This is a genomic window from Flavobacterium sp. (assembly GCF_013823965.1).
In the GTDB taxonomy this organism is placed as follows: domain Bacteria; phylum Bacteroidota; class Bacteroidia; order Flavobacteriales; family Flavobacteriaceae; genus Flavobacterium.
Genome location: NZ_PNNA01000048.1, coordinates 38561 through 57149, shown reverse-complemented (window position 1 = coordinate 57149; position 18589 = coordinate 38561). Strand labels below are relative to the sequence as shown.

Annotated in this window: 6 protein-coding genes; all 6 read left to right on the top strand. The window is 38.4% G+C overall.

All coding sequences use genetic code 11. From position 1 onward, the window contains the following. Positions 1 to 2 precede the first annotated feature (2 nt). The 6 genes from C0430_RS05665 to ruvA all read left to right on the top strand — a co-directional run bounded on the left by C0430_RS05665 (position 3) and on the right by ruvA (position 18576). Complete coding sequence (locus C0430_RS05665) at positions 3 to 11813, top strand: Ig-like domain-containing protein (RefSeq protein ID WP_290866391.1); 11811 nt, start codon at positions 3 to 5, stop codon at positions 11811 to 11813. Positions 11814 to 11863: 50 nt separating this feature from the next. Next, positions 11864 to 12793, top strand: coding sequence for a type IX secretion system membrane protein PorP/SprF (locus C0430_RS05660; protein ID WP_290866389.1), 930 nt, complete (start codon positions 11864 to 11866; stop codon positions 12791 to 12793). A 10-nt stretch (positions 12794 to 12803) separates the two neighbouring features. Next, complete coding sequence (locus C0430_RS05655) at positions 12804 to 14744, top strand: OmpA family protein (RefSeq protein ID WP_290866387.1); 1941 nt, start codon at positions 12804 to 12806, stop codon at positions 14742 to 14744. 168 nt (positions 14745 to 14912) lie between these two features. Then, positions 14913 to 15338 carry a CBS domain-containing protein gene (locus C0430_RS05650; RefSeq protein WP_290866385.1) on the top strand — a complete coding sequence of 142 codons (426 nt, stop codon included), beginning with the start codon at positions 14913 to 14915 and terminating at the stop codon, positions 15336 to 15338. A 157-nt stretch (positions 15339 to 15495) separates the two neighbouring features. After that, positions 15496 to 17787 (top strand): NADP-dependent malic enzyme, encoded by a 2292-nt coding sequence (locus C0430_RS05645; RefSeq protein ID WP_290866383.1) that lies wholly within the window; start codon positions 15496 to 15498, stop codon positions 17785 to 17787. A 207-nt stretch (positions 17788 to 17994) separates the two neighbouring features. Then, complete coding sequence (ruvA, locus tag C0430_RS05640) at positions 17995 to 18576, top strand: Holliday junction branch migration protein RuvA (RefSeq protein WP_290866381.1); 582 nt, start codon at positions 17995 to 17997, stop codon at positions 18574 to 18576. The last annotated feature ends 13 nt before the right edge of the window (positions 18577 to 18589 follow it).

Genomic DNA, 18589 nt, shown 5'->3' with positions numbered 1-18589 from the left:
CAATGAATACAAAATTAGCCATGAAAAGTACTATCATATCATTACATAAGAAAGCATTTTATACACTCGTATTATTGTCTTTGTTTTCATTAGTTTCTAATGCCCAAGTCAATACTAAACTTTACCTATCAGAAGGCCAAACTTTAGACAGGATTGATCCAGTTGCAACGAGTGATGTGACATTAAGCCAGACAGCTGATCTATATAAAAATTCAGCAGTATTAGTGACAAAAGGTACTTATTCGTCATCAAACGGAGGTAGTACAGTACCTGCAAACGTTGGTTCATATACAATTGCAGCAGGGACTAATAGGTTGTTGATAGTTGGAGTGGGGTATTCGTATACTAATTCAGCTAACAATGTTACAGCAATTAGTTACGGCTCGCAATCATTGACTAAATTAACCGAAATTAGTAATGGAACATCTTCTAAAGTACAGTTGTGGTATTTGATTAATCCAACTGTCGGAACAGCAAATATTGTAGCTGCTTGGACAGGTACATTAGAAGTCTCTATGGGATTTGCAAATTTCACAAATGCCGATCAAACGAATCCTTTTGGTGTTTATAATGCAATTAATGCAAGCTCAACAGGTTCTTTTTCAAATACAGTAAATTCCAATATTGGAGATATAGTTGTTGATGTCGTTGCAACTACAAGTAATACTGCGCCGACTATTGGCTCCGGTCAAACATCAATATTTACTGCTGGAACTAATAGTATAAAAGTAGTGTCAAGTTACAAAACGGCTCTAGCAGGATCAACACCTACTTCTTGGACTGGTTCAGCGAGTTCTAATTGGAGTGGAATTGCGGTTGCGGTAAAGGGGTATTCTAATGATGATGCCTTATTTACCATGACGCCTACTTTTTGTAAAGACTTCACAGTAAAAGGATCTCAAACCATAACCATAAAATCGTTTGCCACGCAAGTTACGGGTACGATTCCCGCCACGGCAGCAGTAACAGCCACATTGGGATATGGATCCACCACTGTTTTTACAAGCACTTCGGCAACTTGGAACAGTACCGACAAATCCTTGACCTGGACAGGAACGATTCCTAGTGATGTTACTATTCCTTCAGGACAAGCACTAACATTGAGAGTTAAAAATGATATTACAGGAGTAACTTTTAAACTAGATTTTGATAGTTCTTCAAAGCCTTCGTCAATTACTATTCCAACATCTACGTATGTTAATGTAGATTCTGTAAATATTTATACTGCCAGTTATGCCTCTGGCGGAGGATCATCCATAACAACTTCACAAGGAGGTCAAACGGTTTACGTGAGATCTGTTGTTTCGGATCCATTTGGTTCTGCTGATATTACGGCAGAAGATATTTTAATTACGAATCCTTCAAGTTCGACTTCGACTTCAGCGGGTACTTTAGTGGCTACATCAACGTGTACCAAGACCTATGAGTATGCTTGGACTTTGCCTGCTACAGCGGGAGCTTATACCTTGAAAGGTACAGGGAAACAAGGTACGGAAGGAATAACGCAAACCAGCGCAGGAACTGCTTTTACCATTACTGCCCCTGCACTTTCTGTAACCAAAACATTAACTTCTCCAGCATCTGGTCCATACAAAATAGGCGATACGCTTACCTATTCAGTTGTGATTAACAATGCAGGTTCTGTTAATTTTAATACACTTCCTTTAAAAGATAGTTACAGTACTAGTTGTTTGCAGTTTGTGTCGTCATCAGTGGTGCCAAATTCTATTTCTGGAGGAATCATTAGCTGGAATAATTTGGGAACTTTAATTCCTTCGGCAAGCAAAACAGTTACGGTAAACTTTCTTGTTGTAGGCATGTGTGATCCGGCATCAAATACGGCTCAAGTAGCAGGAGCCATAGATGCAAATAGCGCTACATATCCTACTATATCTTCGAAGGTTGATATTAATATTGATGCAGCTCCTATTGCTTATAATGATAATTTTAGCTGTGTTAATTCGGGAGGGATTTTGAATGTACTTGCCAATGATGTGGACATAGATAATGATATAGCAACGGTAACCTTGGTTTCTGTTCCAAGCGCATCTATTGCAACATTTACAGTGAACCCTGACAAGACGATTCAGTTTACACCTGGAGCTTCTATCGTTGAAGACAGTACAATTTCGTTTACGTATAAATTAACCGATGCTGCTGGATTACAAAGTAATACAGTAACAGCCCAATTATTTTATTCTTCAACAAATAATCCTCCATCAATTGTAACGCCACAAAACTATTTGTTCTCTGGGAATGTGCAACATATTATCAATGTGCTTTCTGGAGTAACAGATTCTGATGGTACAATAAACACTTCTTCACTAACAATTGCATCGAATCCTAAAAATGGTATTGCGTATGTCAATCCAGACCATACAATTACCTATGTGCCAAATGCTGGTTACGAAGGAACAGATACATTTACTTATCAAGTATGTGATACTGGATGCCCAACTCCTGTCGCCTGTTCAACAGGGACGGTTTCTATATCTGTATATGCTGCTTTTTATGTTTGTTTAAATGGAACTAGTACCGTTAGTGTTCCAGCTGCTCCTGCAACCACGTATAGTTGGACCTTGCCTGCTGGAGCAACTATTACTTCTGGAGCAACAACAAATTCCATTGAAGTTGATTGGAACGGAGTTGCTGTAGGTGAATATACAATTTGTGCCAAAGCAATAAATGATTGTGGAGAATCATCGGATTCTTGTTTTAAAGTGATTATTGGAAAACCAACACTTTCTGCTTCGAACACCAATGTTTTATGTAATAACACCGCAACAGGCGCAATAGATTTAACGGTTACGGGCGGATTTGCTCCATACACATACAGTTGGACAAATGGTGCTACCGTTCAAGATTTATCCAATATTAGTGCGGGTACTTATACCGTTACTGTTACAGATAGTAAAGGATGTACGGCAACTTATTCAACTACAATTAGCCAACCATCTACAGCTGTTTCGATTACAGGCGGAACAATAACAGATGAAACAGCGTATTTAAATCATGATGGAGCCATAAGCGAGATAGCTGTTTCAGGAGGAACGTCTTCTTATACTTATAGTTGGAGTGGTCCTGATGCTTTTACTGCAAGTACCTTAAGTGTCTCAGGATTGTATAGTGGGTTATATACACTTTCGGTTACAGATGCAAATGGATGTGTCAAAACAAAAACTTTTACAGTAAACACAACGGGAGGACCTTTGAATATTGTTTCACTTGCGCAAACCAATGTAAGTTGTTATAACGGAACAAGCGGAGCAGTTAATTTAGAAGTTATTGGCGGTGTTAAACCTTATACCTATTCTTGGAGCGGACCAAGCAGTTATACAAGTACCGCGCAAAATATCTCCTCTTTAGCAGTAGGAACGTACACTGTTACGATTACTGATAGTTCATTGCCTTCCTCCATAACGGCTACAGGATCTGTGACCATAACGGGACCGTCTTCTGCTGTTTCAGCTTCTATTAGTAGTACAAACATAAGCTGTTATGGCAATAAAAATGGATTGGCAAATTTAACCGTAACAGGCGGAACGGCTCCTTATACTTATTTATGGTCCAATGGTGCAACAACCGAAGATTTAATTGGATTGGCAAATGGAACTTATTCAGTTACCGTGACCGATGCCAATGGCTGTTCAACAACGGCGAACACAACCATAACTGAACCATTATTGTTTTCTTTGACAGGTGTTGCTACTAATACCATTTGCGGAACTTCGAATAACGGAGCAATTAATTTGTCAAAAAATAACGGAGCAGGAACAATTACCTATTCTTGGTCTGGTCCTTCTAGTTTTACAGCTACTACCGAAGACTTGACTGGATTAGCTCCAGGAGTTTATTCAGTTGTTGCGACAGACAGTAATGGATGTCAAGCTGGAGCTTCATTCACGATAAATACAACTTGTATAGGAGTTGCAAAAACAATTTCATCAGGACCTACAAGTAATAAAGATGGAAGTTATACATTAACCTATGCCATTAAAGTTGAAAACAAAGGAACATCTGTATTAAATAATGTTCAGGTTGTGGAAAATTTATCAAATACTTTTGCATCACCTACAGCATATACCATAAGTGATGTTTCTTCTACAACTCTAAGTGTTAATTCCTCTTTCAACGGATTAGCCGATACTAATTTATTGGCAGCTTCTCAAACACTGAATGTGAATCAATCTGCAATTGTATTGGTTACAGTAGTGGTAACGCCTTCAATAAATTTAGGCCCCTACAACAATACGGTGACAGCTAGCGCAACCAGTAATGGATTAACTGTTTCTGATGATTCCAATAATGGAACAAACACGGATCCTGACAGTGACGGAAATCCAAAAAACAACGATGGAGTAACTCCAGTGACATTTACCGAAAATGCTTTAATTGGGTTGGCCAAGACAATTAGTTCCGGACCTACCAATAATGGTGATGGAAGCTATAATATTACGTATACATTGTTGGTGTCTAATGATGGAGAAGTTCCTTTGTCAAACATTCAAGTAACCGATAATTTAGCCACTACTTTTTCAGGAGCAACATTTACGGTAAATACGATCACGTCGCCTACTTTAAGTGTAAATAGTTCATATAACGGTTCTTCAAATGTTAATTTGTTGGCTACAGGAAATAGTTTGGCACTTTATCAAACGGCGACTATTCAATTAGCTTTAACTGTAACTCCAACTAGTACAAGTGCCTATTCAAATACGGCAACAGCTTCTGGAACTACTCCTTCAGGAAATAATGTTACCGATATTTCCCAGGATGGATCAAGTCCCGATCCGGACAATGATGGAAATCCAAAAAACAATAACGACTCAACACCTGTAACTTTTTCTCAAAATCCTTCTATTGGAGTTGCAAAAGCACTTACGTCTGGGCCAATAAATAATGGTAATGGTACTTATACATTGACTTATGCCATTAAAGTTAAAAACACGGGAGATGTGCCATTAAATAGCGTACAAATAACGGACAACTTGGCTACTGCTTTTTCTGGAGCTACTTATGTGGTAGATAGTAAATCTGCAACAGTTTTAACCGTTAATTCAGCTTATAATGGTTCGTCAAATGTTAATTTGTTAGACGGAACAGGATCTTTAAGTGTTGGTCAACAAGATACAATCATCTTAACTGTCACGGTAACTCCGGGAACTAATCTAGGAGCATATAATAACCGAGCAGTTGGATCAGGAACCAGTTCTTTAGGGACATTGGTTACGGATAATTCAACAAACGGAAGTGATGTGGATCCTGAAAATAACGGGCCGTCAGACAATAATATTCTTACGCCAGTTAGTTTTACGGAATCACCACAATTAGGTGTTGCCAAAGCGGTTACATCAACAACAAACAATCATAATGGAACTTACACGGTAGTTTATACATTACTTGTCAAAAACACAGGAAACGTTCCTTTGTCAAACATTAGGTTGACGGATGATTTAAGTGCCACATTTGCGGATGCAACTTCGTTTTCTGTTACCAGTGTTTCTCCTTCAATATTTACAAAAAACAACTCCTACAACGGAACAACAGATAAGCAACTATTAGGTTCTTCCAATACTTTGTCTGTAGGTGCAGCTGAAACAATTGTGCTTACAGTGCTTGTTACTCCTGGAACAAAATTGGGCGTTTACAATAATGCAGCTCTTGGTCAGGGAACTTCTCCTGCAGGAAATACAGTTTCTGATACTTCTACCAATGGAAACAATGTAGATCCAGACGGAAACAATAATCCAAACAACAACTCAAACACTACACCATTAACTTTGACAGAAGCACCTTCTCTTGGAATTGCTAAAGCTGTTGTGGGAGCGCCAGTTGATAATGGTGATGGTTCTTATAAAATAACCTATAGTATTTTGGCAAAAAACACTGGCGACGTACCGTTGTCAGATTTAATCCTTGAGGATAATTTAGCAGAAACTTTCGCATCGGCGGCAAGTTTTAATGTGGTGTCTTTGACTAGTCCTAATTTCACGGTAAATCCAAGTTATAACGGATCTACAGTTGTTGGACTTCTTGCTGGAACAAATAATTTGGCTTTTGGAGTATCTGGAACCATTACATTGGTTGTTAATGTAACTCCTAGTGATCATAGTTTACCTTATTTGAACACTGTTCTCGGAACTGCAAGTTCGCCAAATGGCAATACTGTTTTTGACAGTTCTCAAAGTGGTTCAAATGTTGATCCTGACGAGGACGGAAACCCAACAAACGATAATGATCCAACTCCAATAACATTGCCTAGATTGGTAATTGGAGCTGCCAAAAAAGTAGTTTCTTGTCCTTTGCCAATGGGAGATGGAACATATACTGTTTCCTATCAAGCGCTTGTTTCAAATATTGGTGATTTAAACTTGGTGGATGTACAATTAGAAGATGATTTGGCAACTGAGTTTGGAACATATACTTCAGGAACGTTAACTTCAACAGGACAATATAAAATAGAAACTGCGCCTTCTGTTTCAGCATTAGGTTCTACTTCTTCTTTGACTGCAAGTTCAACTTTTACTGGATCAGGATCCAACAAAGGATTACTTGGCTTAGTTGCCGGAGATGTTTTAAAACCAAATGAATCGGCTAATGTAACTTTTACGGTTAGGTTCATTCCGACGACATCTAAAACTAGCTTCACAAACCAAATTACGGCTAAAGGGGATAAATATGAAAATGGTGTGGCAAACGGAACTACAACAGATTTGTCAAATGACGGAAACAATGTTGATCCCGATAACGATGGTATTGCCAACCAAAATTTGGATCCAGACAATAATGTGTTCGTTAATAATAACACTCCAACAATATTTGTAATTGCACCTTGCGATGGTTCAACAATCACTTCTTGTGCTCCACAAAATCCAGGAACAATAACAGCCTCTGTTAATAATACTTGTACAGACGCCACAACAGTGACTTATTCTATACAACCAGTTGTTGGTTCAGTGAGTTATGAGTGGACAGTTCCTACTGGGGCAACAATTATTTCGGGATCTGGAACTACATCAATAACTGTTAAAAATGATGAATTTTTAACTGGTCAAATATGTGTTAAAGGAGTAAATGGAATATGTGAAAGTGGTACTCCATCGTGTTTAAATATTGTTCTTTCTCCGATACCAACTGAGCCAACTGCAGTAAATTGTTGGGATAATTTTGTATTCAACCCAGAGACTTGTACTTGGGACAACACAGGAACACAACCTACGGAACCAGCAGTTGTGAACTGTTGGGATAATTTTGTATTCAATACTGGAACTTGTACTTGGGACAACACCGGAACACAACCATTAGAACCGACAGCTGTAAACTGTTGGGACAATTACCAATTCAACACGACAAGCTGTACTTGGGTAAATCTTGGAACACAACCTACAGAACCAGCAGTTGTGAACTGTTGGGATAATTTTGTATTCAATACAGGAACTTGTAATTGGGACAACACCGGAACACAACCATTAGAACCGACAACTGTAAACTGTTGGGACAATTACCAATTCAACACAACTAGCTGTACTTGGGTAAATCTTGGAACACAACCTACAGAACCAGCTGTTGTGAACTGTTGGGATAATTTTGTATTCAATACTGGAACTTGTTCTTGGGACAACACCGGAACACAACCATTAGAACCGACAGATGTAAACTGTTGGGATGATTACCAATTCAACACGACAAGCTGTACTTGGGTAAATCTTGGAACACAACCTACAGAACCAGCAGTTGTGAACTGTTGGGATAATTTTGTATTCAATACTGGAACTTGTAATTGGGACAACACCGGAACACAAGCGCCACAACCAGCAGCTGTAAACTGTTGGGACAATTACCAATTCAACACAACTAGTTGTACTTGGGTAAATCTTGGAACACAACCTACAGAACCAGCAGTTGTGAATTGTTGGGATAATTTTGTATTCAACACGACAAGCTGTACTTGGGTAAATCTTGGAACACAACCTACAGAACCAGCAGTTGTGAACTGTTGGGATAATTTTGTATTCAATACTGGAACTTGTACTTGGGACAACACCGGAACACAAGCGCCACAACCAGCAGCTGTAAACTGTTGGGAAAATTACCAATTCAACACGACAAGCTGTACTTGGGTAAATCTTGGAACACAACCTACAGAACCAGCAGTTGTGAACTGTTGGGATAATTTTGTATTCAATACTGGAACTTGTACTTGGGACAACACTGGAACACAACCTACAGAACCAGCAGTTGTGAACTGTTGGGATAATTTTGTATTCAATACAGGAACTTGTAATTGGGACAGCACCGGAACACAAGCGCCACAACCAGCAGCTGTAAACTGTTGGGATGATTACCAATTCAACACAGCTAGTTGTACTTGGGTAAATCTTGGAACACAACCGGTGAAACCAACATTGGCTTGTTACGAATCGGCCACTTTCAATACCGAAACTTGTGTTTGGGATGTGACTGGAACACAAGCCCCAGCACCATCCATTGTGGTAACCCATCCAACTTGTGCCGTGGTAACAGGAACAATAACTGTAACAGTTCAAACTGCAGGAGAGTCTTATAGTTTTGACAATGGAGTAAGTTTTCAAGCTAGTAATCTCAAATCAGGATTGGCGGCAGGAAATTATAGTGTTATTATAAAAAGTGTTGGTGGTTGTAATTCTGCAGCGAAAGCCACGGTTATAAATGCGAAACCAAACTGCACTCCAATAGCGGTTGACGACACATATACTGTTGCCGAAGATAGCTCAGTAATTTTGACACCATTGTTAGGTGATAGTCACATGGATGGCGATGTATTAACTGTAACTTCTATTAATGGAGTAGTGCTTACGCCTGGAATTGATCAAGTTATAGAGGTTTCAAATGGAACAGTAAAGATTACTTCAGATGGAACGATTACTTTTTCTCCAGCACTGAACTTCAATTCAGCCACGCCGATAAGTATTCCTTATGTCATCAGTGACAGTAATGCAGCAACAGCAACAGCCAATGAATTGATTACCCTAACATCTGTCAATGACGCGCCGATAGTGGATAATGATGTCAATGCAACAGCCGAAGACACTCAAACAGTAGGAGGTGATTTAACCGATGAGGGCGATTCAGACCCAGACGGCACGGCACTGATAGTGACGACAACACCAGTGAGTGGACCAAGTAACGGAAGCATTGTTATCAACCCTGACGGAACTTATGTGTACACTCCGAATCTAAATTTCAATGGTGTAGATGTTATTACAGTTGAAATTTGTGATTCAGGAACACCATTGCCAAAAAGGTGTGTGAACCAAACCTTGACTATCACTGTGACACCAGTTAATGATGCTCCAATAGTGGATAATGATGTCAATGCAACAGCCGAAGACACTCCAACAGTAGGTGGAGATTTAACCGATGCTGGCGATTCAGATCCAGATGGCACGGCACTGGTAGTGACGACAACACCAGTGAGTGGACCAAGTAACGGAAGCATTGTTATCAACCCTGACGGAACTTATGTGTACACTCCAAATCTAAACTTCAATGGAACCGATGTTATTACAGTTGAAGTATGTGACCAAGGTTTGCCATTGCCGAAAGCTTGCGTAAACCAAACCTTGACCATAACGGTGGTGCCAATCAACGATGCTCCAATAGTGGATAATGATGTCAATACAACAACTGAGGATACACCAACGGTGGGAGGTGATTTAACCGATGACGGCGATTCAGACCCAGACGGTTCGGAATTAATTGTAACGACAACACCAGTGAGTGGACCAAGTAACGGAAGCATTGTTATCAATGCTGACGGAACTTATGTGTACACTCCAAATTTAGACTTCAACGGAACCGACGTGATTACAGTTGAAGTATGCGATTCAGGAACACCATTGCCAAAAAGATGTGTGAACCAAACCTTGACCATCACTGTGACACCAGTTAATGATGCTCCAATTGTAGATGACGATGTGAATACAACAACTGAAGACACTCCAACGGTAGGAGGCGATTTGACCGATGACGGCGATTCAGATGCAGATGGTGCGGCATTGGTAGTAACAACAACACCAGTTAGTGGGCCAAGTAACGGAAAGATTGTTATCAATCCCGACGGTACTTATGTTTACACCCCAAATCCAAACTTTAATGGAATAGATGTGATTACGGTTGAAGTATGTGATTCTGGTACGCCATTGCCGAAAATGTGTGTCAACCAAACTCTGACCATCACGGTAACACCAGTAAATGATGCGCCAGTAGTGGATAATGATGTCAATACAACGACAGAAGACAAACCAACGGTAGGAGGAGATTTGACTGATGCTGGAGATTCAGATCCAGACGGTACGGCATTAGTTGTGACGACAACACCAGTGAGTGGACCAAGTAACGGAAGTATCGTCATCAATGCTGACGGAACTTATGTCTATACTCCAAATCCAAACTTCAATGGCGTAGATGTGATTATAGTTGAAGTATGCGATTCAGGAACACCATTGCCGAAAATGTGTGTCAACCAAACTTTGACTATTACGGTTACTCCAGTCAATGATCCACCTGTGGCTAATAACGATTCGGCTACTACATTAAGTGATACAAACGTAATCATTACTGTAGCTGGTAATGATACCGATATTGATGGAACAATTAATCCAGCAACGATAGATTTGAATCCTTCATTGGCAGGACAACAAACAACGATGACTGTGGCAGGTGAAGGAACTTATACCGTAAATGCAAACGGAACGGTGACATTTGATCCTTTGCCATCATTTAGTGGAACTACAACTCCTGTGAATTACATAATTCAAGACAATCAAGGAGGTGTCTCTAATGCAGCGACAATCACGGTAGTTGTTGGCGCTTGTGTCAATAATCCAATTTTAGATTGTGACGGTGATGGAGTTAAAAATGGTCAAGAAGTATTGGATGGAACCAATCCATTGGATCCATGCAGTTTTATTCTGTCAAACGTGACTATGGTTCCAAGTTCAAATTGGTCTACAGCTGATTGTGACAATGATGGTTTAACTAACGGGAAAGAAGTTACTTTAGGAACCAATCCATTAAATCCGGATACAGATGGTGATGGAGTTTTGGACGGAAAAGAAGTTTCAGACGGAACCAATCCATTAGACCAATGTAGTTTAAAAATTGCAAGCGTGACAGTAGTTCAAAGTGCTAGCTGGTCTACAGCTGATTGTGATAACGATGGTCTGAAAAACGGACAGGAAATCACTATTGGAACCGATACTTTGAATCCTGATACGGACGGTGATGGAGTGTTGGACGGAGTAGAAGTAGCCGATGGGACGAAACCATTGGATCCTTGCGATTCAATAGAAGAGCATATAACTGTTCAACAATCTGTAATTTTCCTTAATGGAGACTGTGATGGAGATGGACTTTTGAACGGAGAAGAAATTGGAACCGATCCAGCTCATCCTTTTGACAGCAATGGAGATGGAATTAAGGATTATTTGGAATTAAATAATCATAAATTGTCTAATGCTGAAGATGATTTGGAGATTTTTAACGGTGTTTCACCTACTAGTGACGATGCAAAAAACAATGTGTTTACGATTAGAAACATCGAAAAGTATCCAAACAACACTTTGGAAATTTACAATCGATGGGGTGTTTTGGTTTATGAAGCCAGCGGATATGGACAAGGCAACAAATTTTTCAAAGGAGAATCCGAAGGAAGAGTTACCATTTCATCTGCCCAACAATTACCGGAAGAAACCTATTATTATGTGCTGAAATATGTTAAATCTGACGGGACTGTAAAACAACGTACAGGATACTTGTATATTAATCGATAAATCTAATTTTTGAGTGCTGAATCAAGCATTCTTAATTATAAACAAAAATTATGAAGACAAAATTTATAGGCTTGATTTTAGTGCTTTTATCCGGAATCAGCTATGCTCAACAAGATTCGCAGTATACGCAATATATGTACAACACGATTGTTGTCAATCCAGCTTATGCGGGTTCGCGAGAAGCGATGAGCATATTTGCCTTGCATCGAGCACAATGGATAGGCCTTGATGGAGCGCCAGTTACAAACAATTTCTCGATTCATACACCCATCAACGGGAGTAATGTTGGTCTGGGATTGTCTATTGTAAACGACAAAATTGGACCATCGGACGAGAACAATATTGCAGTAGATTTCTCTTATAGTATTCATACTTCGGAAAGATATAAATTGTCTTTTGGTTTAAAAGCTAGCGCCAATTTGTTGAATGTGGATTTTACCAAACTGCATATTTATAATCCTGGTGACCCTAGATTCCAGGATAATATTGACAACAAGTTTTCGCCAAACATAGGTGCCGGAATCTATTTGCATTCCGACAACACTTATTTCGGATTGTCCGCTCCCTATTTATTGGAAACAAAACATTTTGATAAATCAGCCAATAATAGTGCGTCAAGTTTTGTGGCAACAGAGAAGATTCATTATTATTTTATTGCGGGTCACGTTTTTGACTTGAGTGCAAATGTTCAATTCAAGCCATCAGTCCTTACAAAAATGGTTCAAGGTGCGCCTTTGCAAGTAGATTTGTCTGGAAATTTTTTGATAAACGAAAAGTTTACCGCTGGTCTTGCTTACCGCTGGGATGCTTCATTCAGTGGCTTGGTTGGATTTCAAGTCAGCGATTCTTGGTTTATAGGATATTCTTATGATATGGACACCACAAAACTGGCCAATTACAATTCGGGTTCGCACGAAATATTCCTGCGTTATGAATTGTTCCATAAAAATAACAGAATAATATCTCCTAGATTCTTCTAATAATACCATTATGAAAATAAAAAAACTCGTTTACAGTACCCTTTTGATTGTCGTTGCTTTACAAGGATTTTCCCAAAAAGCCAAAGTTGCGGCTGCCGACATAAAATACGATCGTTATGCGTATATCGATGCCATTGCAACCTACGAACGTGTTGCGGACAAAGGTTACAAGGATGAAAAAATGTTTCAAAAACTAGGGAACGCTCATTATTTTAATGCGGAACTGGAAAAAGCCGCAAAATGGTATGGCGAACTCTTTGCAATGAACCAAGAACAAGAACCGGAATATTATTATAGATATTCGCAATGTTTAAAATCTGTGGGAGAATATGCCAAAGCCGATGAAATGTTGGAGCAATTCAACAAAAAATCAGGCAATGACAAAAGGGCAAAACTTTTTGCAAAACATAAAAATTACCTCGAAGAAATCAAGGCAAATTCCGGGCGTTTCAATATTGAAGATGCTGGAATTAATTCAGAATATTCAGATTATGGAAGTTCCTTTTCGGGAAATAAACTAGTATTTGCTTCGGCGCGTGATACAGGAAATGTTTCTAAAAGAGTATTCCAATGGACCAATCAATCCTTTACAAACTTATATGCCTCCGAAGTAAATTCAAACGGAAATTTAGAAGCTCCAAAACCATTTGGAAACAGAATCAATTCAAAGTTTCACGAATCGACACCGGTTTTTACCAAAGACGGCAAAACAGTTTACTTTACCAGAAACAATTTTTTAGACGGTAAAAAAGGAAAAGACGACAAAAAAATAACCTTGCTGAAATTATACAAAGCGACTTTAGAAAACGACTCTTGGGGGAATGTTACGGAGTTGCCTTTTAACAGCAATCAATATAGCGTGGCGCATCCAATGTTGAGTCCGGACGACAAAACCTTGTATTTTGCCTCTGATATGCCGGGAACATTTGGACAATCTGATTTGTTTAAAGTAGCAATAAACGATGATGGAACTTTTGGCAAACCAGAAAATCTTGGTGACACAATTAATACTGAAGGAAGAGAAACATTTCCTTTTATATCTGAGGAAAACGAATTGTATTTTGCCAGTGATGGGCACCAAGGTCTTGGAGGATTGGATGTGTTTGTTTCCAAAATTGAAGAAGACGGAAGTTTTAAAGAAGTTCAAAATGTGGGTGCTCCCTTGAATGGACCTCAAGATGATTTTGCTTTTTTGATTGACAGCAAAAGTCGCAATGGATTTTTTACTTCCAATAGAACTGGCGGTAAAGGCTATGACGATATTTATAAATTTACCGAAACACGTAAGTTGGTTTGCAAACAAGAATTAGCTGGAATTATCACCGATTCAGAAACTGGAATTGTACTCCCTAATGCAAAAACAAGTTTGTTTAATGAGAAGTTTCAACTTTTGAAAGAGAATGTTTCTGATGAAAATGGGCATTACAGTTTTGATGTAGAATGTGGAAAAACGTATTATGTAAGAGCCGAAGCCGTAGATTATGCAACCAAAGAAAGCAAGGTTTCAATCATCACCACAAATGGTACGACTAATCTGCCTATAGCATTGGAAAAAGCACAATGTAAAGTGGCTGTTGGAGATGATTTGGCAAAATGTTTTGGCATAAAAATGATTTATTTTGACTTGGACAAATCGCTAATCAAGAAAGAAGCTGCTTTCGAGTTAGAAAAAATTCTGGATGTAATGAAACAATATCCAGCGATGAAATTAGACATTCGTTCACACACGGATAGTCGTCAAACAACTAAATACAACGAAGCTTTGTCTGATAGAAGAGCGAAATCCACCATTGCTTGGTTGGTAAAAAACGGAATAGAGGCAAGCAGGTTGACCGGCAAAGGTTACGGAGAATCTCAATTGGTAAACTCCTGTGTTGATGGTGTAAAATGTACCGAGGAGCAACATCAGGCTAACAGACGAAGCGAATTTATAGTGACTTCGATGGAATAAATACAACTGTTTTTATACAAAAAAACCTTTCCTTTTGGAGAGGTTTTTTTTTGGCATCAATTGAGGCTTGGTATTTAGATAGATTTTATATTAAAGAATAAATTAAAATAATGTGCGGTTTGTTTCATGTTTTTTTTTATTTTTATAATCAATTAAATTAATTCTATCATGACAGTAAATCAAATATTAGCCAAAAAAGGGAAAGAAGTATATTCAGTGCCGTCAACAATTACGGTATTTGAAGCTTTAGGAGTGATGAGCGAAAAAAATATTGGAGCTATTTTAATTATAGAAGACACGGTGTTAAAAGGTATTTTGTCTGAAAGAGATTATGCCAGAAAAATTGCCTTGAAAGCAAAATCTTCCAAGAAAACATTCGTTTATGAAATTATGGAAGAAAATGTTGTCACTGTAAAACCATCTGACAACCTCGAATATTGTATGGAATTAATGGATACAAAAAGAGTAAGACACTTGCCTGTTATAGAAAACAACGTGATAATCGGGATCATATCCATAAGCGACGTAGTAAAATCAATAATCGAAATACAGAAAGAAACCATCAAACATTTGGATTCTTATATTTCACAATAGAAGTAAGTAAATTGACAATCACAAATAGCTGCAAATTAGTGCAGCTATTTTTTTGTATACAAATTTTGGATGCATTTTTTTACAAATCAATAGTCTGAATGCATCCTTTTTAAATCAAGTCTTAATATCTTTGTAATACCGAATAAAAATTAAAATAATGGACAAGAACAGCAAAAGAAGGGAAGCATTATTGTATCATGCAAAACCTACTCCAGGAAAAATTCAAGTAATTCCAACCAAAAAATATGCAACTCAAAGGGATTTGTCTTTGGCATATTCGCCGGGTGTTGCCGAACCGTGTTTGGAAATCGCCAAAGACGTCAATAATGTTTATAAATACACTGCCAAAGGGAATCTGGTTGCAGTAATCTCAAATGGAACCGCCGTTTTAGGACTAGGTGACATTGGCCCAGAAGCATCTAAGCCTGTAATGGAAGGCAAAGGACTGTTGTTTAAAATTTTTGCGGGAATTGACGTGTTCGACATTGAAATTGGAACCAAAGACATAGAAGAATTTATTCAAACCGTTAAAAATATAGCACCAACTTTTGGAGGAATTAACTTGGAAGACATCAAAGCTCCCGAGTCTTTTGAAATTGAACGCAGATTAGTCGAAGAATTGAATATTCCGGTAATGCATGATGATCAGCACGGAACGGCAATCATATCATCGGCAGCCTTGATAAATGCCTTGGAATTAGCAGACAAGAAAGCCGAAGATTTAAAAATGGTAGTTTCTGGAGCAGGTTCAGCAGCTCTTGCCTGTGCAAACATGTATATTTTACTTGGTGTAAAATTAGAAAACATTTACATGTTCAACAGTAAAGGACTTTTGACAAAAGACAATCCTTCTTTATCTGTTTTGCAACAAAAATATGCCAAGGACATAAAAGGAATTAGCCTTGAAGAAGCCTTGGTAGATGCTGATATTTTCTTGGGATTGTCCTCAGGGAATATCATGACTCCAGAAATGTTGTTGGGAATGGCTAAAAATCCAATCGTTTTTGCAATGGCAAATCCAATTCCGGAAATCGATTATAATCTAGCCATTGCCACTCGAAAAGATGTTATTATGGCAACAGGACGTTCTGACCATCCTAATCAAGTAAACAACGTGCTTGGTTTTCCTTATATTTTCCGTGGTGCTCTAGATGTTCGTGCCACAAAAATTAATGAAACAATGAAGATGGCAGCTGCAAGAGCTTTGGCAGCTTTGGCAAAAGAACATGTTCCGGAACAAGTCAATATTGCTTATGGTGCTACCAAGCTGACTTTTGGTCGTGAGTATATCATTCCATCTCCTTTTGATCCTAGGTTGATAACCGTTGTTGCTCCAGCTGTAGCAAAAGCAGCGATGGAATCAGGCGTTGCTTTAAATCCTATTCACGATTGGAAAAAGTATGAAGATGAACTTTTAGAACGTTTGGGGACTGACAATAAAATGGTGAAATTAATTGCCAACAGAGCCAAAACCAATCCAAAGAAAATTGTTTTTGCCGAAGCAGAACATCTCGATGTACTTAAAGCGGCACAAATCGTATTTGAAGAAGGAATAGGGTTTCCTATATTATTGGGTAAAAAGAACATCATTTTGGAATTGAAAAAAGAAGTGGGCTTTGATGCCGAAGTTCCAATTATTGATCCAAAAACAAGCGAAGAGGAAACAAGAAGAAATAAATTTGCAAAAGCCTATTGGAATACCAGACAAAGAAGAGGAATATCATTATATGATGCCCAGAATTTAATGCGTGAAAGAAATTATTTCGCGGCCATGATGGTCAATGAAGGCGAAGCAGACGCATTGGTTACAGGACATACCAGAAGTTATCCATCAGTGGTGAAACCCATGTTGCAATTGATCGACAAAGCGCCAGGTGTTTCTCTTGTTGCCACAACAAACTTGATGATGACGAATCGTGGTCCAATGTTTTTGTCGGATACTGCCATAAATGTAAATCCATCAGCCAATGACTTGGCAAAAATCGCCATCATGACCGCAAATACTGCCAGAATGTTTGGAATTGAACCGGTAATTGCCATGATTTCTTTTTCAAATTTTGGATCTTCAAGCAATGATAGTGCTTCAAAAGTGAGAGAAGCAGTGCGCTACTTACATGAAAATCATCCAGAAATGGTAATTGATGGAGAAATTCAAGCTGATTTTGCTTTAAATCCCGAAATGTTGAAAGCCAAGTTTCCTTTTTCCAAATTAGCCGGTAAAAAAGTAAATACCCTGATTTTTCCTAATCTTGAAGCAGCCAACATTACTTATAAACTTTTGAAAGAATTAAACAAAGTAGATTCCATTGGCCCAATTATGTTGGGAATGGGGAAACCAGTTCACATCTTTCAACTGGGAGCAAGCGTGGAAGAAATGGTCAATATGGCAGCAATTGCAGTCATTGATGCTCAGGAAAAAGAAAAGAAAAAAGCCAAAAACGAAAAATAATTTTTGGGTAAAATAGGGATTGATAAAGTCTTATGAATCTTATGGTTTTTAGTCATTTTGACGAAGGAAAAATTGCACCAAGTGAGTAACTAATGCGCTTTCTCTTTCGTCGGAATGATATGTTTTTTAATAAGATTGTTTATTTTTCCCATTAAAATTTTCCCAAAGATTAAGTTTTGTTATATTTGAAGGATATAAAATTCAGGGATGATAGCACATTTGCAAGGAAAATTAGTAGAAAAATCGCCAACACAAGTGGTTATAGATTGCGGCGGAGTGGGGTATCACGTGAACATATCCTTGCATACCTATTCCTTGCTTCCAGCTACAGATTTCATAAAATTGTTTACACATCTTCAAATCAAGGAAGATGCACATACATTATTTGGTTTTGTGGAAAAATCAGAAAGGGAAATTTTTAAATTACTATTGTCTGTTTCTGGAATTGGAGCCAGTATAGCCAGAACCATGTTGTCTTCATTGGATCCAAAACAAATCACGAATGCAATTGCATCCGGCGATGTGGTTACGATTCAATCGATAAAAGGAATTGGAAGTAAAACAGCCCAAAGAGTAATATTGGATTTAAAAGAAAAAATACTAAAGCTGTACGATTTAGATGAAGTTTCGATGTCACAAAACAATACAAACAGAGATGAAGCGTTATCTGCTTTGGAGGTTTTGGGATTTGTTCGAAAAGCCTCTGAAAGGATAGTGGAGAAGATCATAAAAGAAGCCCCAGATAGTTCTGTTGAATATATTATTAAGCAAGCTTTAAAAAACTTATAAAAGTTGAAAATAC